Here is a 19,338-nt window from a genome sequence, read left to right on the forward strand (position 1 = left end):
AGAGATCCATGCGCGGTGTCGACCTCGCCATCATCGTGGTCTACCTGGCGGCGATGCCGCTGATAGGCGTGCTCGTCGGCCGGAAGCAACGGTCGGCGGCCGACTACTTCGTCGGCGAGCGCAGTCTCCCGTGGGGCGCGGTGATGCTGTCCGTGGTGGCCACGGAGACCTCGACACTGACCGTGATCAGCACGCCGGGGCTGGTCTTCGGCAACGCGTTCCTGTTCCTGCAGCTGGCGTTCGGCTACATCATCGGCCGGACCGTCGCCGCGTTCGTGCTGCTGCCGCGGTACTTCCGCGGCAACCTCGTCAGCGCGTACGCGTTCCTGGGGAAGCGGTTCGGCTCCGGGCTGCAGGGCACCGCGTCGGTCACCTTCGTGATCACGCGGCTGCTGGCCGAAGGGGTGCGGCTGTTCGCCGGCGCGATCCCGATCAAGGTGATCCTCGGGCACTACAACATCCACCTGGACTACTGGGTGATCGTCGTCATCCTGACCGCGCTGACGCTGATCTACGCCTACATCGGCGGGATCAAGGCGGTCGTCTGGGTCGACGTCATCCAGCTGTCGCTGTACCTGGGCGGTGCGGCGGTGGCCGCAATCGTGCTGCTGAACAAGCTGCCGGCCGACTGGGCGTCGCAAGCGTCCGCGGACGGCAAGTTCATGCTCGTCGACTTCACGAAGAACCTGCTGACCAGCCCGTACGCCTTCGTGACGGCGGTGCTCGGCGGCGCGGCCCTGTCGATGGCCTCGCACGGCGCCGACCAGCTGATCGCGCAGCGGCTGATGGCCACCCGCAGCCTGCGCGACGGGCAGAAGGCGCTGATCGGCAGCGGCATCATCGTCACCATCCAGTTCGCGCTGTTCCTGCTGGTCGGGGCGATGCTGTGGGTGTTCAACGGCCGGAAGTCCGTCGCGCAGCTGGGGCTGCAGAGCCCGGACGACGTGTTCTCGCGGTTCATCATCGACGACCTGCCGGTCGGCGTGTCGGGCCTGCTCATCGCGGGTGTGCTGGCCTCGACCATGGGCGCGCTGGCCTCGGCGCTCAACGCCCTTTCGACGTCCACCGTGGCCGACCTCTACCAGCGGTTCACCAAACGCTCGCCGGAGGACTCGAAGCTGCTGCGGCACGGTCGCATGTGGACATTGATCTGGGCCGTGGTGTTCGCGGTGTTCGCGTCGCTGTTCTCCACCACGAAGAACTCGGTGATCGAGCTCGGGCTGGCGATCACCGGCTACACCTACGGCGCGCTGCTCGGCTCGTTCCTGCTGGGCCTGCTGATCAAGAAGGCTCGGCAGGCGGACGCGATCATCGCGTTCGTGACGACGGTCGTGGTGATGGCGTTCGTCATCCTCGGGGTGAAGTTCAGCGCGAAGACCGGCGGCCTGATCGGCATCGACTTCAGCAAGGCGGCCGGCGATCGCGTGGCCCTCGCCTACCCGTGGTACACGCTGCTGGGCGTGGTGATCACGCTGGTCGTGGGCGGGTTGCTGGCCCTGCGCCACCGGACGCCGGACCCCAAGGCGGCCGAGGCGGAAGCCGCCGGCGAAACGGCGGAGGTCCGCGCCGCCTGATCCGTCTGAACCGTTTCCGGCGGGCTCCCGTGTGGATGGGCGGGAGCCCGCCGAGAAGCGGCGGGAGGATTTCGAAGGTGGATTCCATGAAGCGGATGACGGTGGCGCTCGCGGTGGGTGCCCTCCTGGTCGGCGGCGCGGCGACGGCTTCGGCCACCCCGGCGGCCCCGAAGGTGCCGGACGCGATCAAGGTCCCGGCGGGCAACGTCGCGCTGGCGAGCTTCCCCGCCGAGGGCGTCCAGATCTACGGCTGCACGAACGGCGCGTGGGCCCTGATCCAGCCCGCGGCGGTCCTGTCGAAGCACGGGAAGCCGGTGGCCCTGCACAGCAAGGGTCCGGTGTGGACGTCCATTGTGGACGGCAGCACGGTCGGCGCGTCGGCCGTGGCCAACTCCCCGCGGGAGGGCGCCATCCCGGAGCTGCTGCTCAAGGCCAACCTCAACACCGGCGACGGGATCTTCGGCAAGGTGACGTACATCCAGCGGCTGAACACCCGCGGCGGCGTGGCTCCGGCCGGGACCTGCACGGACGGCGCCCAGACCGCGGTCCGCTACTCGGCCGACTACGCCTTCTGGGTCGCCGAATAGGCGGATGTGGTGCCCCTCCCGCTCCCGTAGCCTGGGAACGGGAGGGGATCACATGGGGTTCTTCATCGGGCTCGGCGCCGTCCTCGCGGTGGTGCTGGTCATCGCGCTGATCATGGACCGGTCCGACCGCAAGCGCGGCGTCAAGCGCGGCATGATCACGCCGCGCGGACGCCGGCCGCGCCTCGAGGACGCCCAGTGGATGGGCAGCGACCTCAAGACCTACGAGCCGCGGGCCCGGCCGGACGACCGGCCACCCCGCGAAGACGGCGTCAGCTGACCGGGACCGGCTCTTCCTCGGTCGTGCGCAGGCGCTGGGAGATCACCTTCGTGATGCCGTCGCCCTGCATGCTCACGCCGTAGAGCGCGTCGGCGATCTCCATGGTCGGCTTCTGGTGGGTGATGATGATCAGCTGCGACGAGTCGCGCAGCTGCTCCAGCAGCCCGATCAGCCGGCGCATGTTGGTGTCGTCGAGCGCCGCCTCGACCTCGTCCATCACGTAGAAGGGTGAGGGCCGGGCGCGGAAGATCGCGACCAGCATGCCTACCGCGACCAGCGACTTCTCGCCACCCGACAGCAGCGACAGCCGCTTGACCTTCTTGCCCGGCGGGCGCGCTTCGACGTCGACGCCGGTGGCCAGCAGGTCGTCCGGCTCGGTCAGGACCATCCGGCCCTCGCCGCCCGGGAACAGCACGCTGAACACCGTCTCGAACTCGCGGGCCACATCGGCGTAGGCGCCGGCGAAGACCTCGAGGATCTTCTCGTCGACCTGCTTGATGACCGCTTCGAGGTCCTTGCGGGTGTCCTTGAGGTCCTCCAGCTGCGTGGAGAGGAACTTGTACCGCTCCTCCAGCGCCGCGAACTCCTCCAGGGCGAGCGGGTTCACCTTGCCCAGCAGCGACAGGTCCTTCTCGGCGCGCTTGGCGCGGCGGGCCTGGGTGTCGCGGTCGTAGGGCATCGGCGGCGGCGGGGTGACGTCCTCGCCGCGCTCCTTGGCCGCCTCGTACTCGGCCATCTCGCCCGCGCTCGGCGGGACCGGGACGTCCGGGCCGTACTCCTGCACCAGGTCCGTGAGGCCGATGCCGAAGTCCTCGGCGATCTTCGCTTCCAGGGTCTCCAGCCGCAGCCGCTGCTCGGCACGCAGGACCTCGTCGCGGTGCACGGCGTCGGTCAGCTTCTCCAGTTCGCCGGTGAGCTCGCGGACCTTGGCGCGGACACTCGTCAGCGCCTGCTCGCGGCTCTGGCGGCGGGCCTGGACCTGGTCGCGTTCGGCGGCGGCCCGCTGCACGGAGTGCTCGATCCGGTCCAGCGCGAGTTCGCCCGCGTTGACCACGGCGTTGGCGATCCCGGCGCCGCGCTTGCGGGCCGCGGCGGCGCGCTCGGCGCGTTCGCGGGCCTGCTGCTCGGCGTGCGCGGCGCGGCGGAGCCCTTCGGCCTTGCCCGCGATGCTGCGCGCCCGCTCTTCGGAGGTGCGCTGCGCGAGCCGCGCCTCCATCTCCTCCTGCCGGACGACGGCCAGTTCCTCGACGGCGGCGTCGCGCTCGGCGGTGTCCGGGTCGTCCTCGACGGGCTGCTCGGCGACGGCGGCGAGCCGTTCTTCCAGCTCGGCGAGCTGGGCCAGCGCCTGGACGCGGCTCTGCTCGACCTTCGCGCGCTGCCCGGTGAGCCGTTCGACCTCGGCCTGCGCCTGGCGGGCGGCCTGCTGCAGCCGGTTGAGCCGCTCCGACGAGCGGGCCTTCCGGACCTTCGCCTCGCCGAGGGCGTCCTTGGCCTGGGAGACCTCTTCGCGGCGGGCCTGCTGCTCGGCGCGGGCGCCTTCGAGCTCGGCCGCGTACCGCTCCAGCGAGCGTTCGGCCAGGCGGAGCCGCTCCGCCGCCTCGTCGACGGCGGCCTGGACCTCGATCACGCTCTCGCGCTTGCCGGACCCGCCGATCGCCCAGCGGGCGCCGAAGACGTCACCTTCGGCCGTGACCGCGCGGACCTCGGGGTGCACCGCGACCAGGTGGCGAGCCGCGTCGAGATCGCGGACGATGGCCAGCCTGTCGAGGGCCTGCTCGACGGCGGGCCGCAGCTGCGCGGGCGCGGTGACGACCTCGCGGGCCCAGCGCGCTCCGTCCGGCAGCGACGGCCAGGAGGAGGTGTCCACGGTGAACCCGGGACCGCCGAGCAGGATGCCCGCGCGGCCGGAGTCCGTTTCCTTCAGGTACTTCAGCGCGCGCAGGGCGTCTTCGCCACCGGTGACGGCGATCGCGTCGGCCACCGGGCCGAGCGCCGCGGCCAGCGCGACTTCGTGGCCCGGCTCGACGGTCAGCAGCGCGGCGACCGAGCCGAGCAGGCCCGGCAGCTCGTGGGACGCGCCGAGCAGCGCGCCCGCGCCGTCCTTGCGCCGCAGGCCCATGGACAGCGCTTCGACGCGCGCCTTCTCCGACGCGATCTCGCGTTCGGCGGCGCGTTCGGCCTTGACCAGCTCCTCGACGCGCGCCTTGGCCGCGTTGTTGGCTTCGACCGCGCGGTCGTGGCGGTCCATCAGGCCGGCGTCGTCGGACTCCTCGGCGCCGCCCTCGGCCTGGGCCATCTCGAGCTCTTCGACGGCGATCTCGGCGCGCTCGGCGGCTTCTTCGATGGAGACGCTGAGCCGGTCGATCTCGTCGGTGGTGGCGCCGTTCTTGCTGCGCAGCGCCTCGACCTGGCCGGTCAGCTTGGCCATGCCCTCGCGGCGGTCGGCGATCGCGCGGACGGCGGCCCAGTGCGCGCGCTCGGCGGCCTGGACGCGCTGTTCGAGGTCCTCGCGGCGCAGCACGGTCTGGGCGAGCAGCTCCCGGGCCTCCATGACGGCCTCGTTGAGCTCCTCTTCCTGCTCGGCGACGCGCTCGGCCTCTTCGAGGAGCTCCTCGGGGTCGCGGCCGCCGGTCGACGTCGTGATGTCGGCGGAGAGGTGCCGCTGGCGCTCGACGGCGAGGCGGACGGTGCCGCGCAGCCGCTCGGCCAGAGCCGACAGCTTGTACCAGGTCTCCTGGGCGGTCTGCAGCAGCGGCGCGTCCTCGGCGAGGGAGGCTTCCAGCTCGGCTTCCTCGGCGGAGACCAGCTCGAGGTGCTGCTCGACCTCGGCGCGGCGCTGCCGGGCGGTCCGCTCGTCGGCCTCGTCGCGGGCGATCGTGTCCCGCTGGGTGACCAGGTCGTCGGCGAGCAGGCGCAGGCGGGAGTCGCGCAGCTCGGACTGCACCGACTGGGCCTTGCGGGCGATCTCGGCCTGCTTGCCCAGGGGCTTGAGCTGGCGGCGCAGCTCGGTGGTGAGGTCGCCGAGGCGGTCGAGGTTGCCCTGCATGTTGGCCAGCTTGCGCAGGGTCTGTTCCTTGCGCTTGCGGTGCTTGAGGACGCCGGCGGCCTCTTCGATGAACGCGCGGCGCTCTTCGGGCTTGGATTCCAGGATCGCCGACAGCTGGCCCTGCCCGACGATGACGTGCATCTCGCGGCCGATGCCGGAGTCCGAGAGCAGCTCCTGGACGTCCATCAGGCGGCAGCGGTCGCCGTTGATCTCGTACTCGCTCGCGCCGTCGCGGAACATCCGGCGGGTGATCGAGACCTCGGAGTACTCGATGGGCAGCGCGCCGTCGGCGTTGTCGATGGTGAGGGTGACCTCGGCGCGGCCGAGCGGGGCGCGGCCCGCGGTGCCGGCGAAGATGACGTCCTCCATCTTGCCGCCGCGCAGGTCCTTGGCGCCCTGGGTGCCCATGACCCAGCGCAGCGCGTCCAGCACGTTGGACTTGCCGGAGCCGTTCGGCCCGACCACGCAGGTGATGCCCGGCTCGAAGCGCAGCGTGGTGGCCGAGGCGAAGGACTTGAAGCCCTTGAGCGTCAGGCTTTTCAGGTGCACTGGGTGCTGACCCCTCTGGCTGCCGGTACTGGCGTTTCAATCGTCCCAGGCTACCTGGGGGCCTCCGGGTACCGCCGGACGCGCCCCTCCTCGGCGCGTGCTACCGCTCCACGAACCCCGTGAGTCCCCCTTTCGGGTCGGACCAGCGCTCGGCGACGTGCTCCACACTTCCGGGTGATTCTCCCGACCGTAACGCGGACAACAGCCGCTGACAGTGGTCACGGCTACCCTCCGCGATGACCTCGACACGGCCGTCGGCGAGGTTGCTCGCGCTCCCGACCAGGCCGAGTTCCAGCGCCCGGCTGCGCGTCCACCAGCGGAAACCGACACCCTGCACCCGGCCGCGCACCCACGCCGTCAGCCGGGTACGGGTTTCTCCGTCACTCACACCATTCCTCCCGTCCGGGTCGACTGACCGCGCACAGTAACTGATCAAGGCCACTACCTGGGGGAATACCCGCACGCCGGTGATAACCTCGCCGCCGAGGTCGCTCCCCCGCCGTGGCTCTGCCCCGTCGGCTCAGCCCCGTTCCACGACCTCGCCCGCGCCTCCCGAATTCCCCAAGGAGCCCCGTATGCCCCGCCCCGCCGGGTCGGATTCGAGCTCTCGGATCACCAGGATCGACACCGCGCCGCCCAAGAGCAGCAAACCGAACCGCACCGGGTACGTCGTGCTCGGGGTGGCCGGGCTGGTCGTCGCCACCGCGTTCGCCGCGGTGGCCGAGCTCGCCGGCCCCGCGCCGGCGACCACGGCGGGCGGCACGGGCGGCCCCGGCGGCCAGGGCACGGTCCCGGCCGGGGTGCAGACGCTGCCGACCGCCCCGTCGTCGAGCAGCCCGCCGGCCTCCAGCGGGGCGCCGACCACGTCCAGCCCCTCGTCGTCGAGCGCGCCGACGACGGTGGTTTCGGTGAGCCCGGACGGCAAGACGACCACCACGGTCGTCACCCAGCCCGCTCCGCCCCCGCCGCCGCGCAACGACCCGGGCGACAGCTCCCCGCCGCCGGTCCACACGCCGACCACTCCGACGACGAAGCCCACCCCGACGCCGCCGGCGACGACGCCCACCACGCCGACCACCCCGCCGACGACCACCCCGTCCGAGCCGAGTGGCGGCGGTTCCAGCTCGGCCGGCGCTCCCTCGTCGAGCACGACCGGGACCAGCACCACGGCTTGAGCCCAAGCGCCCGGGCGGTTCAGGCCAGGACGGCCGCGATCATCGCGTCCCGCAGGAACCGCCCGTAGCGCTCCGGGGACCAGCCGCGTTCCAGGCAGAGCAGCTCGTACTGCTCCGGGCCGTGGTAGGTCCACAGGATGTCGCGGACGTCGTCGGCGGTCAGGCCGGGCTTCACCTGGCCGGTGGCCAGCAGGTCGGCCGAGAAGTACGTCATCGCCATGAGCATCTCCTGCCGCATCTGCGCCCAGACCTCGGCGGCCGCGGGGTCGGCGGCGGCCGCGTCGCGGGCCAGCAGCTGCACCGGGAACACCACGGGGGCGACGCCCACCAGGTGGTCGAGGTACAGCTCGATCTTGCGTGCCGCGTCCGGCTCAGCCTGGATCTCGGCGATGAACTCGCGCCCGGCGATGGGGACGTCCTCGTCGTCGCCGGCGACCGTCACGTCGAAGACGGCCTTGAGCAGCGTCGCCTTGTTCGCGAACGCCTTGTAGACCGTCTGCACCGAGACGCCCGCCGCCTTCGCCACCTCGGGCATCGCGGTGCCCGCGTACCCCTTCTCCCGGAACAGCTCCGACGCCGCCGCCAGCACCCGGCGGCGGTTTTCGCGCGCCTGCTCCTGGCGTCGCGAAGTGTCGTACCGGCGCTTGACAGGGCCGTCCATTTAGGTAGAGACTCCTCTATCGAATAGATGTCCATCTATCATGACACCCTGAGGGGGCGCTGACCATGATGGAACAAGCCACGACCGACGCCGTCACCGCCGCGCGGGACCTCGCGCCCGAGCTGAGCGCGCGGGCCGTCGAAGCCGAGCAGCTCCGGACCCTGCCCCGCGAGCTGGTCGAGCGGGCGCGCGCGGCCGGGCTCTTCCGGCTGGCGACCCCGCGCGAGCTCGGCGGCCTGGAGCTGCCGCCGGCCACGATCGTCGAAGTGGTCGAGGAACTCTCGCGGGCGGACGGCTCCGCGGGCTGGACGATCACCATCGGCAACGGCTCGGCGTTCCTCGCCTGGCTGGACCCGGCCGTCGCGGCGGACCTCGTCGCCGGCACCCCGGACCCGATCGGCGGCGGCGTCTTCGCGCCGACGGGCCGGCTCACCCCGGACGGCGACGGCAAGTTCACGCTGGCCGGCCGCTGGGCCTTCTGCAGCGGCAGCCCGCACACGGACCTGTTCTTCAACGGCGCCTTCGCCGGCGGCGACCCGCGGGACTGGCGGCTCGCCGCCGTGCCGGCCGCCGCGGTCCGGGTGGTGGAGAACTGGGACGTCACGGGCCTGCGCGGCACCGGCAGCCACGACGTCGAGATCGACACGGTGGTGCGCGAGGAGCACACGATTTCGCCGTTCACCAACCCGGCGCGCCACGACGGCCCGCTGTGGCGCTTCCCGTTCTTCACGTTCGTGGGCACACTGCTGGCCGGCGTCCCCCTCGGCATCGCGCGGCGCGCCCTGGACGAGTTCACCGGCTTCGCACCGGCCAAGTTCCGCCCGCCGGGCCCGGGCCCGATCGCCGAGGACGGCGACGTCCAGATCGCCCTGACCCGCGCGGAGGGCCGGCTACGCTCGGCACGCGCGTTCGTCTTCGACGCGCTGGGGCAGCTGTGGGACACGGCGTGCGCGGGCGACGTCCCGGACGTCCGGCAACGCGGCCAGTTCCTGCTGGCGACCCAGCAGGCGATGCGCGCTTCGCTGAGCGCGGTGAACATCGCGTTCGGCTACGCCGGGGCGGGCGCGCTGCACGCGGACCAGCCGATGCAGCGCTGCTTCCGCGACCTCCACGCGGCGGCCCAGCACATCTACTTCTCGGCCGCGGCCTCGAAGCGGTACGCGAAGCTGCGGTTCGGGATCGAGCAGCCGACCTTCTGGTTCTAGGACGGCCCGTCGCGCCGGGGCCGGCCGAACAGGAGCTTCGCGAACGCAGCGCCGAGGAACGGCCCCAGGGCCACGATGCCCTGGCTCCACGGGTCGGGCCGGCGCAGAAGGGCACCGATTCCGACCCCGGCCAGGTAGACCAGTGCCGACAGCAGGAGCAGCCGCACCGCTTTCCGGCTGCGCCGCCTCGGATTTCCGGATTCCCCCTCGGTCACCCACCCGGGGTACCCACCGGGTCAGACCTCGAAGCGGTAGCCCATCCCCGGTTCGGTCAGCAGGTGCCGGGGCCGGGACGGCTCCAGCTCCAGCTTCCGCCGCAGCTGGGCCAGGTACACCCGCAGGTAGTGCGATTCCGTCTCGTACGACGGGCCCCACACCTCGTGCAGGAGCTGCTTCTGCGCCACCAGCCGGCCGCGGTTGCGGACCAGCAGCTCCAGCACGCCCCATTCCGTCTTCGTCAGGTGGACCTCCACGCCGTCGTGGCGGCGGACCTTCTTCGCCGCCAGGTCCACGCTGAACGACGCCGTGTCGACCACCGCGTCCGCGCCGTCCGCGCCCGCCACCGCCGAGCGGCGGACCGCCGCGCGCAGCCGGGCCAGCAGCTCGTCCATGCCGAACGGCTTCGTCACGTAGTCGTCCGCGCCCGCGTCGAGCGCCTCGACCTTGTCCGCGGAGTCGCCGCGGGCGGACAGCACGATGATCGGGACCGTCGTCCAGCCGCGCAGGCCCGCGATCACCTCCGTGCCGTCCAGATCCGGCAGGCCGAGGTCCAGCACGACGACGTCGGGCTTGGTCTCGGCCACCGCCTTCAGCGCGGCCGTGCCGTCGTGCGCGGTGATCACCTTGTAGCCGCGGGCGGTCAGGTTGATCCGCAGGGCCCGCACGATCTGCGGCTCGTCGTCCACCACCAGCACGGTGGCGCCCGGGTCGCTCATCGCACCCCCTCCTGTTCGTACTCCACACTGAACGCGGGCAGCGAAACCACGATGGTGAGCCCGCCGCCCGGGGTGTCCTCGGCGCGGATCGTGCCCCCCATCGCCTCGGTGAACCCCTTCGCCACCGACAGCCCGAGCCCGACGCCCGGGGTCGTGTCCCGGTCGCCGCCGAGCCGCTGGAACGGCGCGAACGCCGAGTCCGCGGCTCCCTTGCGCAGCCCCTTGCCGTGGTCGGCGATCCGCAGTTCGACGTGGCCGGAGTGCGCGCTGGCCCGGGCGGACACCGGGGGCCCGCCGTGCCGCAGGGCGTTGTCCAGCACGTTGGCCACCACCCGTTCCAGCAGGCCGGGGTCGGCCAGCACCGAAGGCAGCTGGTCGTCGACCGCGACCACCACCTCGGCCGAGTTGTCCACATTGGACAGGGCGTGCGCGACGACCTCGTCGTAGCCCACCGGCCGCAGGTGCGGCTTGACCGCGCCGGTCGCCAGCCGCGACGAGTCGAGCAGGTTGTCGATCAGGCCGGCGAGCCGGTCGGCGGACAGCTCGATGGCCTCCATCAGCTCCGCGGTGTCCTCTTCGGACAGCACCAGGTCGGGCGCGCGCAGGCTGCCGATCGACGCCTTGATCGAGGTCAGCGGCGTCCGCAGGTCGTGCCCGACAGCCGAAAGCAGGGTCGTGCGCAGCTCGGTCGCCTCGGCCTTGCGCTCGGCGCGGGCCGCGGCGGCGGCCGCGCGCTGCTGGCGCAGGGCCAGGAACGCCTGCCCGGCCACGGCCTCCAGCACCCGCCGGTCGGCCGCCGGCAGCGCCCGGCCGCGCAGGGTCAGGTGGACGTGGGCGGTGACGGCGATGTCGGCGTCGGCCTCGTCCGGATCGGCACACGGGTGCTCCCCCGCGGTCGCCACGCACTGCCACTCGCCGTCCTGCTTCTCCAGCAGCGTCACCGACGTCAGCGCGAAGTTCTCGCGGACCTTCGCCAGCAGCCGCTCGATCGGGTTCGCGTGGGTGAGCACGGTCCGGGCGTAGGACGCCAGCAGCGCCGCTTCGGTCCGCGCCCGTGCGGCCTGCGCGGCCCGGCGTGCGGCCTGGTCGACGACCAGGGCGACCAGCACGGCGACCACGACCATCGCGATCAGCGTCACGAGGTTCTGCGGGGTGTGCACGTTGAGCGTGTACAGCGGCGGCGTGAAGAAGAAGTTGAGCAGCCCCGCGCCGAGCACCGCCGCGACCAGCGCCGGGCCGAGGCCGCCGACCAGCGCGACGATGACCGTGACCAGGACGTAGGCGATGACGTCGGTGGCGAAGTCGAGCCCTGTTGGCACGAAGACGCCGACGAGGGTGACCAGCACCGGCAGCACGATGCCCAGCACCCAGCCCGTCACCAGCCGCGAGACGCCCAGCGGGCTGGCGGCCAGCCCGGTCCGCAGGCGCCCGCCCGCCTCGGAGTGGGTGACCATGTGCACGTCGATCGGCCCGGACCGGCGGACCACCGAGGCGCCGATGCCCTCGTCGAACAGCCGCGCCACCCGCGAGCGCCGCGACGTGCCGATGATGAGCTGGGTGGCGTTGACCCCGCGGGCGAAGTCCAGCAGGGCGCCCGGGACGTCGTCGCCGACGACCGTGTGGAACGTCGCCCCGACCTCCTCGGCAAGCTTGCGGCAGCGGGCCATCGCCGCCGGGCTGATCCCGGCGAGACCGTCGCCCCGCAGGATGTGCACCACCTGCAGCTCGGCGCCGGCCCGGGTGGCGATCCGGCTGGCGCGGCGGATGAGCGTCTCGCTCTCCGGGCCGCCGGTGATGGAGACGACCACGCGTTCGCGCGCCTCCCACGTGTCGGTGATCCGCTGTTCGGCGCGGTAGCGCTGGAGGGCGACGTCGACTTGGTCGGCCACCCAGAGCAGCGCCAGTTCCCGCAACGCGGTGAGGTTGCCGGGGCGGAAGTAGTTGCCGAGCGCGGCGTCGATCCGCTCGGCCGGGTAGACGTTGCCGTGCGCGAGCCGCCGCCGCAGCGCCTCCGGCGTGATGTCGACCAGTTCCAGCTGCTCGGCGCGGCGGACGACCTCGTCCGGGACGGTTTCCTGCTGGGTGACGCCGGTGATCCGCTCGACGACGTCGTTGAGGCTCTGCAGGTGCTGGACGTTGACCGTGGAGAGCACGTCGATCCCGGCTTCCAGGAGTTCTTCGACGTCCTGCCAGCGCTTGGCGTTGCGGGAGCCCGGCACGTTGGTGTGGGCCAGTTCGTCGATGACGGCGACCTCCGGCGCGCGGGCGAGGACGGCGTCGACGTCCATCTCTTCGAACGCGCGGCCGCGGTGTTCGGCGTGCCGCCGCGGGACGACCTCGAGACCGTCGAGGAGCTCCGCGGTCTTGGCCCGGCCGTGCGTCTCCACCAGCCCGACGACGACGTCGGTGCCGCGGTCGAGCCGGCGGCGTGCTTCGCCGAGCATGGCGAAGGTCTTGCCGACGCCCGGAGCCGCGCCGAGGTAGATCCTCAGCTCTCCCCGGCGCGGCCTGTTCTCCGTGGTCACGGTGTCAGTGTGCCCCTCCGGCCGCGGCTTGCACGGCCAAGTTGAGCGGGAGCACAGCCACGCCGGGAACGCCGATCCCGGCCCCGCTCGTGTTCTCCTCGATCAGCTGCTTCACCCGGTCGAGGGGCAGGCCGGTGTTCCGCGCGACCCGCGGTGCTTGGAGGTCGGCGTAGGCGACGCTGATCGCCGGGTCGAGGCCCGAGCCCGACGCCGTCACCGCGTCCGGCGGGACCTGATCGGGCGACACGCCTTCACGCTGGGCGATGGCGGCCTTGCGCTCCCCGATGGTCTTGACGAGATCCTCGTTGTCCGGGCCCTGGTTGGACGCGCCGGACGGCAGGCCGGGGCCGACCACCGAGGGGCGGGTGTGGAACCACGGGTCGTGCGCGGGGTCGGCGGCCACCGGGTCGACGCCGATCAGCGACGAGCCGGCGGGCTGCCCGTTCTGCGTGACGATCGAGCCTTCGGCGTGGCCTTCGAGGCCGGGGACGCGCGCGATCGCCCACACCGCGAGGGGGTAGAGGACGCCGAGCAGGACGGTCATCACGAGCAGGACGCGCAGCCCGGCCCAGGTCTGTTTGACGAGTGTGTTCACGGGTCACCCGATTCCGGGGATGAGGCGGACGAGCAGGTCGATCAGCCAGATCCCGAGGAAGGGGCTGACGATCCCGCCGAGGCCGTAGACGAGCAGGTTGCGGCGCAGCAGGGCCGAGGCCGACGACGGCTTGTACCGCACGCCGCGCAGGGCGAGCGGGATGAGCACGACGATGATCAGCGCGTTGAAGATGACCGCGGACAGGATCGCGGACTTCGGCGTGGCCAGGTGCATGATGTTCAGCCCGCCCAGCTGGGCGTGGATACCGGTGAACATCGCGGGCAGGATGGCGAAGTACTTGGCGAGGTCGTTGGCGACGCTGAAGGTGGTCAGCGCACCGCGGGTGATCAGCAGCTGCTTGCCGATCTCGACGATTTCGATCAGCTTCGTCGGGTCGCTGTCGAGGTCGACCATGTTGCCGGCCTCCTTGGCGGCCGAGGTGCCGGTGTTCATCGCGACGCCGACGTCGGCCTGGGCGAGCGCGGGGGCGTCGTTGGTACCGTCGCCGGTCATCGCGACCAGCCGCCCGCCCTCCTGCTCCTGCCTGATCAGCGCCATCTTGTCCTCGGGCTTGGCTTCGGCGAGGTAGTCGTCGACGCCGGCGTCCGCGGCGATGGCCTTGGCGGTCAGCGGGTTGTCGCCGGTGATCATCACCGTCTTGATGCCCATCGAGCGCAGTTCCGCGAAGCGTTCCTTCATGCCCGGCTTGACGACGTCGGACAGCCGGATCACCCCGCGCACCACCGCGTCCTCGGCGACGACCAGGGGCGTGCCGCCCTGGGCGCTGATCTCGTCGACCACCCGCTCGGTCTCGCCGGGGAACTCCCCGCCGTTGTCGCGCACCCACGCCCGGACGGCGCTCGCCGCGCCCTTGCGGATCCGGCGGGTCCCGATGTCGAGGCCGCTCATCCGGGTCTGCGCGGTGAAGGGGACGAACTCGCCGTGCTCGTCCCGGTCCGCGTACCCGGACGTCAGCTCGACGACGCTGCGGCCCTCGGGGGTCTCGTCGGCGAGACTGGCCAGCCGGGCGGCGCGGGCGAGTTCGTCCGGCGTGGATGCCCCGACCGGGATCAGCTCGGTGGCCCGGCGGTTGCCGAAGGTGATGGTGCCGGTCTTGTCCAGCAGCAGCGTCGAGACGTCACCCGCGGCCTCCACCGCGCGGCCGCTGGTCGCCAGGACGTTGCGCTGCACCAGGCGGTCCATGCCCGCGATGCCGATGGCGCTCAGCAGCGCGCCGATCGTCGTCGGGATCAGGCAGACCAGCAGCGCGGTCAGCACGATCACCGACTGTTCGGAGCCGGAGTAGCGGGCCATCGGCTGCAGCGCGACGACGGCGAGCAGGAAGATGATGGTCAACGTCGAGAGCAGGATGGTCAGCGCGATCTCGTTCGGCGTCTTCTGCCGGGAAGCGCCTTCCACCAACGCGATCATGCGGTCCACAAAGGACTCGCCGGGTTTCGTGGTGATGCGCACGACGATCCGGTCGCTCAGCACGGTCGTGCCGCCGGTGACGGCGCTGCGGTCGCCGCCGGATTCGCGGATGACCGGGGCCGACTCGCCGGTGATGGCCGATTCGTCGACGGTCGCGATGCCCTCGACGACGTCGCCGTCGCCCGGGATCACCTGCCCGGCCTCGACGACGACCAGGTCGCCGATCTTCAGCTCGACGCCGGGAACCTGCTCCTCTCCGGTTTCGGTGAGCCGGCGGGCGACGGTCTCCTTCTTCGACCGCCGCAGGCTCTCCGCCTGCGCCTTGCCCCGTCCCTCCGCGACGGCCTCGGCGAGGTTCGCGAAGAGGACCGTGAACCACAGCCAAACGGCGATGAGGACGGTGAAGACGCTCGGGTCGGTGACCGCGAAGACGGTGGTGAGCGCTGACCCCGCCCACACCACGAACATCACGGGATTGCCGAGCTGGTGCTTCGGGTTGAGCTTCCGCAGCGCCTCCGGCAGCGACGTCCAGAGCTGGCGCGGGCTGAACACGCCGGCCCCGACCCGGCTGTTGCTTTCGGCGGGAGTCACCTGGGGGCGTTCGTCGGTGACGGTCATGCGAGTGCCTCCGCGATGGGCCCGAGCGCGAGCGCCGGGATGAACGTGAGGGCCGCGACGAGCACCACCGTGCCGGTGAGCAGGGTGGCGAACAGCGGCCCGGTGGTCGGCAGGGTGCCCGCGGTTTCGGGCACCCTGCGCTGGGCGGCCAGGGATCCGGCCAGGCAGAGCACGGCGAGGATCGGCACGAACCGGCCGAACGCCATGGCCACGGCGAACGAGGACTGGAACCAGTCGCTCGTCGCGGTCAGCCCGCCGAACGCGCTGCCGTTGTTGTTGCCGGTCGAGGCGTAGCCGTAGAGAATCTCCGACAGCCCGTGCGCGCCGGAGTTGCCCAGCGCGCCCGCCGTGCCCGGCAGCAGCAGGGCGATCCCGGAGCCGAGGAGCACGACCGTCGGCATCGCCAGCATGGCGATCGCCGCGCAGGTGACCTCGCGCCTGCCGAGCTTCTTGCCCAGGTACTCCGGGGTGCGCCCGACCATCAGCCCGGCCAGGAACATCGCGATGATCGCCAGCACGAGGATGCCGTAGAGCCCGGTGCCGACGCCGCCGGGCGAGATCTCGCCGTAGAGCATGTTGAGCAGCGGGCCCCCGCCGCCGAGCGGGGACAAGCTGTCGTGGGCGCCGTTGACCGCGCCGGTCGACGTCCCGGTGGTGGTGTCGGCGAACAGCGACGTCAGGCCGATGCCGAACCGCTGTTCCTTGCCTTCCAGGCTCGCCCCGGCGGCCAGCGCCGCCGGGTTGCCCGCCTTGGCCTCGGAGAACCAGATGAGCGCCAGCGAAGCCGCCCAGAGCAGGCTCATCACGCTCAGCAGGACGTACCCCTGGCGGCGGTTGCCGACCAGCGTGCCGAACGCGCGGGTCAGGCTGACCGGGATGACCAGGATCAGGAACAGCTGCACGAGGTTCGACCAGGCGGTGGGGTTTTCGAACGGGTGCGCGGAGTTGGCGTTGAAGATGCCGCCGCCGTTGGTGCCCAGTTCCTTGATCGCCTCCTGGCTCGCGGCCGGGGCCAGCGCGATGGTGCTGCGGCTGCCGTCCGGGTCGGTGACGGCGACGCCGGCCTTGAGGCTCTGCACGACGCCGAGTGCGACCAGGACGAGCGCGAACACGAACGCCATCGGCAGCAGCACGCGGACCGTGCCGCGGGTGAGGTCCACCCAGAAGTTGCCGAGCCGGTCGGTCTTCGCCCGGACGAAGCCCCGCGTCACCGCGATCGCCACGGCCAGGCCGACGGCCGCCGACAGGAAGTTCTGCACGGTCAGCCCGGCCATCTGCACGAAGTGGCCCATCGTCGTCTCGGGGACGTAGGACTGCCAGTTCGTGTTGGTGACGAAGGAAACCGCGGTGTTGAAGGCGACGCCGGGGCCGACTGGGCCGCGGCCCAGGTTCCACGGCAGGAACGGCTGCAGCCGTTGCAGCAGGTAGAGCAGGACGACCGAGACGAACGAGAAGCCGAGCACGCCCGCGGCGTAGGTCGGCCACCGCTGCTCGGAGTCCGGGTTGACGCGGAAGAGCCGGTAGAGGCCCTTCTCGAGTTTCCAGTGCTTCCCGGTGGAGAAGACGCGCGCCAGGTAGTCGCCGAGCGGTCGGTGAACCGCAGCGAGAGCGGCGAGGAGCAGGCCGAGCTGGACGAGGCCGGCCGTGGTGTCGGACATCAGAATTTCTCCGGCCGGATCAAGGCGACGAACAGGTACACCAGCAGGCCGAGCGCCAGCAGGCCGCCGACGACGTCGGCCGGGGTTCCGGCGCCGCTCACAGCTTCTCCAAACCGCGCAGAACCAGCGCCAGCACCACGAAGACACCGATCAGCAGAACGGCGTAGAGCAAGTCGGCCACAGGCACCTCTCAGGACGGGTCACCGGGTCCGGTGACCGGGACGACGTCACTGTGCGGTTCCGGGAGGGCCTTCCGGAGGCCGGCTGATGCCGCCTTGATGCGTTCCTGACGGGCATTTACGCCGCCTTGACGGCTGGTGGCGGCGGTCACGCAAACGTTTGCCACGTTCTCACCGCAGGTAGTTGGCCAGTGACTCACGCCACAAACAGTGATGGAACACGCACGGAACGTGCAATTCGGGCAGACAAGATCTTCGGGGCGTGTTACACCTGGGTTACCGATAGTTGTATCGGCTAAGCAAATCTTGGGAGAGGGGATCACCTATGTGCGGTATCGCCGGCTGGGTTTCCTACGACGCCGACCTCACCCGCCGCCAGGACGTGGTCGACTCGATGACGGGGACCATGGCCTGCCGCGGCCCGGACGACTCCGGGACGTGGGTGCGCACGCACGTCGCGCTGGGGCACCGGCGCCTGGCCATCATCGACCTGCCCGGCGGCCGTCAGCCCATGACGGTCTCGACGCCGAACGGCGACATCGCGATGGTCTACAGCGGTGAGGCCTACAACTTCACCGAGCTCAAGGAAGAGCTGACGAAGCTCGGCCACAAGTGGGAAACCGACAGCGACACCGAAGTGGTGCTGCACGGCTACCTGCAGTGGGGCGACGCGGTCGTCGACCACCTCAACGGCATGTACGCCTTCGCGATCTGGGACGAGCGCGACGACCGCCTGGTCATGATCCGCGACCGGATGGGCATCAAGCCGTTCTACTACTACCCGACCCGCGACGGCGTGCTGTTCGGCTCGGAGCCGAAGGCCATCCTGGCCAACCCGCTGGCGAGCAAGGTCGTCGACCTCGACGGCTTCCGCGAGCTGGCCGGCTTCACCAAGCGGCCGGGCTGGTCGCTGTGGAAGGACATGGAGGAGGTCCGGCCGGGCACGATCGTCACGGTGTCCCGCGAGGGCATCAAGACCCGCACGTACTGGAAACTGGACGCGAAGCAGCACACCGACGACCAGGAGACGACGGTCGCGCGCGTGCGCGAACTGATGACCGACATCGTCAACCGGCAGCTGGTCGCCGACGTCCCGCGGTGCGTGCTGCTGTCGGGCGGCCTGGACTCGAGCGCGGTGACCGGCCTGGCCGCCGCGCGTCTGGCCGAGCAGGGTGAGCAGCTGCGGACGTTCTCCGTCGACTTCTTCGGCCAGGAGGAGAACTTCAAGCCGGACGAGATGCGCGACACGGCGGACTCGCCGTTCGTGCGGGACGTCGCGTCTTTGGTCAACTCGGCGCACGAAGACGTCATGCTCGACCCGGGCGACCTGACCGACCCCGAGGTCCGGCGCGCGGTGCTGCGCGCCCGCGACATCCCGGCCGGCCTCGGCGACATGGACACGTCGCTGTACCTGCTGTTCAAGGCGATCCGCGGCCAGTCGACGGTGGCCCTCTCGGGCGAGTCGGCCGACGAGGTGTTCGGCGGCTACCGCTGGTTCCACGACGAGAAGGCCGTCAACGCGGACACGTTCCCGTGGCTGGCGTTCCGCACGTCGATGATGGACGAGCGGGCGTCGCTGTACACGCCGGAGCTGGTGAAGAACCTCGACGTCGAGTCCTACATCGCGGACCAGTACGCGTCCGCCGTCGCCGCGGTCGAGCACCTGGACGGCGAGTCGGCGATCGAGGCGCGCATGCGGACGATCTGCAACCTCCACCTGACCCGGTTCGTGCGGATGCTGCTCGACCGGAAGGACCGCGCCTCGATGGCGGTGGGCCTGGAGGTCCGTGTCCCGTTCTGCGACCACCGGTTGGTGGAGTACGTGTACAACACGCCGTGGTCGCTGAAGACGTTCGACGGGCGGGAGAAGAGCCTCCTGCGACACGCCACGTCCCACGTCCTGCCGCCGTCGGTGGCGCAGCGGGTGAAGAGCCCGTACCCGTCGACGCAGGACCCGGGCTACGCGGCGGCGCTGCAGCAGCAGGTCAAGGAGGTGCTGGCCGAGCCGCGCCACCAGGTGTTCGAGCTGGTGGACCGCGCGTGGGCCCACCGAGCGTCCGAAGTGGACTCGGCAACGATGGACCCGGCGATGCGGATCGGCCTGGACCGGGTACTCGACCTGTACCACTGGATCGAGATGTACTCCCCGGAACTGCAGCTCGGCTGAGCTCAAGGCGCGCGTGGCCGCCCGGGGAGCGGGCGGCCACGCGCGGCGAGCCTTGCCGCTGCCGCCGGGAAGAGGACCTGATCTGTCCAGAAATCTCGGCTATCCTTGGCGTGCGCAACTCCCACAACTGTTCGGCGGGTGGAGGGAATCAGCACG

General features: G+C 71.4%; 16 protein-coding genes. 5 read left to right on the forward strand and 11 right to left on the reverse strand.

Features of this window, described 5'->3' with window-relative positions; genetic code table 11:
• Positions 1-8: 8 nt before the first annotated feature.
• From AB0J55_RS22385 to AB0J55_RS22395, 3 genes are all read left to right on the forward strand, one after another.
• Positions 9-1,574, forward strand: a complete 1,566-nt coding sequence (locus AB0J55_RS22385; RefSeq protein WP_364251458.1) for a sodium:solute symporter — start codon at positions 9-11, stop codon at positions 1,572-1,574.
• An 86-nt stretch (positions 1,575-1,660) separates the two neighbouring features.
• A complete protein-coding gene (locus tag AB0J55_RS22390; RefSeq protein ID WP_364251461.1) occupies positions 1,661-2,161 on the forward strand; it encodes a DUF3455 domain-containing protein in 501 nt (166 codons plus the stop codon).
• Positions 2,162-2,213: 52 nt separating this feature from the next.
• Positions 2,214-2,438: a hypothetical protein gene (locus AB0J55_RS22395; RefSeq protein ID WP_364251464.1), complete on the forward strand. Its 225-nt coding sequence runs from the start codon at positions 2,214-2,216 to the stop codon at positions 2,436-2,438.
• On the opposite strand, the gene smc is transcribed toward AB0J55_RS22395, so the two are convergent.
• The 4 genes from smc to AB0J55_RS22415 form a co-directional block, all read right to left on the reverse strand.
• Positions 2,431-6,033: a chromosome segregation protein SMC gene (gene smc, locus AB0J55_RS22400; protein WP_364251467.1), complete on the reverse strand. Its 3,603-nt coding sequence runs from the start codon at positions 6,031-6,033 to the stop codon at positions 2,431-2,433. The genes AB0J55_RS22395 and smc overlap by 8 nt on opposite strands.
• Before the next feature lie 100 nt (positions 6,034-6,133).
• Positions 6,134-6,421 carry an acylphosphatase gene (locus AB0J55_RS22405; protein WP_364251469.1) on the reverse strand — a complete coding sequence of 96 codons (288 nt, stop codon included), beginning with the start codon at positions 6,419-6,421 and terminating at the stop codon, positions 6,134-6,136.
• Positions 6,422-6,553: 132 nt separating this feature from the next.
• Complete coding sequence (locus AB0J55_RS22410; protein WP_364251472.1) at positions 6,554-7,201, reverse strand: hypothetical protein; 648 nt, start codon at positions 7,199-7,201, stop codon at positions 6,554-6,556.
• A 26-nt stretch (positions 7,202-7,227) separates the two neighbouring features.
• Positions 7,228-7,869, reverse strand: a complete 642-nt coding sequence (locus tag AB0J55_RS22415; protein ID WP_364251475.1) for a helix-turn-helix domain-containing protein — start codon at positions 7,867-7,869, stop codon at positions 7,228-7,230.
• Between the two features lie 65 nt (positions 7,870-7,934).
• On the opposite strand from AB0J55_RS22415, the gene AB0J55_RS22420 reads away from it, so the two are divergent.
• On the forward strand, positions 7,935-9,074 hold the full coding sequence (locus tag AB0J55_RS22420) for an acyl-CoA dehydrogenase family protein (protein ID WP_364251478.1): 1,140 nt from the start codon (positions 7,935-7,937) through the stop codon (positions 9,072-9,074).
• On the opposite strand, the gene AB0J55_RS22425 is transcribed toward AB0J55_RS22420, so the two are convergent.
• The 7 genes from AB0J55_RS22425 to kdpF are packed head-to-tail and all read right to left on the reverse strand — an operon-like array spanning position 9,071 to position 16,937.
• On the reverse strand, positions 9,071-9,289 hold the full coding sequence (locus AB0J55_RS22425; protein ID WP_364251481.1) for a hypothetical protein: 219 nt from the start codon (positions 9,287-9,289) through the stop codon (positions 9,071-9,073). The two genes, AB0J55_RS22420 and AB0J55_RS22425, sit on opposite strands and share 4 nt — an antisense overlap.
• A 21-nt stretch (positions 9,290-9,310) precedes the next feature.
• The gene (locus AB0J55_RS22430; RefSeq protein WP_364251484.1) at positions 9,311-10,009 is read right to left on the reverse strand and encodes a response regulator; all 699 of its coding nucleotides are present in this window, start codon (positions 10,007-10,009) and stop codon (positions 9,311-9,313) included.
• Positions 10,006-12,534: a sensor histidine kinase KdpD gene (locus tag AB0J55_RS22435; protein WP_364251487.1), complete on the reverse strand. Its 2,529-nt coding sequence runs from the start codon at positions 12,532-12,534 to the stop codon at positions 10,006-10,008. The genes AB0J55_RS22430 and AB0J55_RS22435 overlap by 4 nt, the downstream gene beginning before the upstream one ends.
• Positions 12,535-12,538: 4 nt before the next feature.
• On the reverse strand, positions 12,539-13,129 hold the full coding sequence (locus AB0J55_RS22440; RefSeq protein WP_364251490.1) for a potassium-transporting ATPase subunit C: 591 nt from the start codon (positions 13,127-13,129) through the stop codon (positions 12,539-12,541).
• Positions 13,130-13,132: 3 nt separating this feature from the next.
• Positions 13,133-15,178, reverse strand: a complete 2,046-nt coding sequence (gene kdpB / locus AB0J55_RS22445) for a potassium-transporting ATPase subunit KdpB (protein ID WP_364251493.1) — start codon at positions 15,176-15,178, stop codon at positions 13,133-13,135.
• Positions 15,175-16,836, reverse strand: coding sequence for a potassium-transporting ATPase subunit KdpA (gene kdpA, locus AB0J55_RS22450; RefSeq protein WP_364251496.1), 1,662 nt, complete (start codon positions 16,834-16,836; stop codon positions 15,175-15,177). The genes kdpB and kdpA overlap by 4 nt, the downstream gene beginning before the upstream one ends.
• Positions 16,836-16,937, reverse strand: coding sequence for a K(+)-transporting ATPase subunit F (gene kdpF / locus AB0J55_RS22455; RefSeq protein ID WP_014466724.1), 102 nt, complete (start codon positions 16,935-16,937; stop codon positions 16,836-16,838). The genes kdpA and kdpF overlap by 1 nt, the downstream gene beginning before the upstream one ends.
• A gap of 403 nt (positions 16,938-17,340) precedes the next feature.
• Between kdpF and asnB the strand changes: the two genes are divergently transcribed.
• Positions 17,341-19,182 carry an asparagine synthase (glutamine-hydrolyzing) gene (asnB, locus tag AB0J55_RS22460; protein ID WP_364251499.1) on the forward strand — a complete coding sequence of 614 codons (1,842 nt, stop codon included), beginning with the start codon at positions 17,341-17,343 and terminating at the stop codon, positions 19,180-19,182.
• The last annotated feature ends 156 nt before the right edge of the window (positions 19,183-19,338 follow it).

This window comes from Amycolatopsis sp. NPDC049688, from assembly GCF_040674975.1.
In the GTDB taxonomy this organism is placed as follows: domain Bacteria; phylum Actinomycetota; class Actinomycetes; order Mycobacteriales; family Pseudonocardiaceae; genus Amycolatopsis.

Excerpts from the sequence above, each read along its gene's own strand:
- kdpA (WP_364251496.1), bottom strand. The coding sequence starts at position 16,836 with ATGTCCGACACCACGGCCGGCCTCGTCCAGCTCGGCCTGCTCCTCGCC.
- asnB (WP_364251499.1), top strand. The coding sequence starts at position 17,341 with ATGTGCGGTATCGCCGGCTGGGTTTCCTACGACGCCGACCTCACCCGC.
- AB0J55_RS22390 (WP_364251461.1), top strand. The coding sequence starts at position 1,661 with ATGAAGCGGATGACGGTGGCGCTCGCGGTGGGTGCCCTCCTGGTCGGC.
- AB0J55_RS22385 (WP_364251458.1), top strand. The coding sequence starts at position 9 with ATGCGCGGTGTCGACCTCGCCATCATCGTGGTCTACCTGGCGGCGATG.
- AB0J55_RS22430 (WP_364251484.1), bottom strand. The coding sequence starts at position 10,009 with ATGAGCGACCCGGGCGCCACCGTGCTGGTGGTGGACGACGAGCCGCAG.
- AB0J55_RS22395 (WP_364251464.1), top strand. The coding sequence starts at position 2,214 with ATGGGGTTCTTCATCGGGCTCGGCGCCGTCCTCGCGGTGGTGCTGGTC.
- AB0J55_RS22420 (WP_364251478.1), top strand. The coding sequence starts at position 7,935 with ATGATGGAACAAGCCACGACCGACGCCGTCACCGCCGCGCGGGACCTC.
- kdpB (WP_364251493.1), bottom strand. The coding sequence starts at position 15,178 with ATGACCGTCACCGACGAACGCCCCCAGGTGACTCCCGCCGAAAGCAAC.
- AB0J55_RS22415 (WP_364251475.1), bottom strand. The coding sequence starts at position 7,869 with ATGGACGGCCCTGTCAAGCGCCGGTACGACACTTCGCGACGCCAGGAG.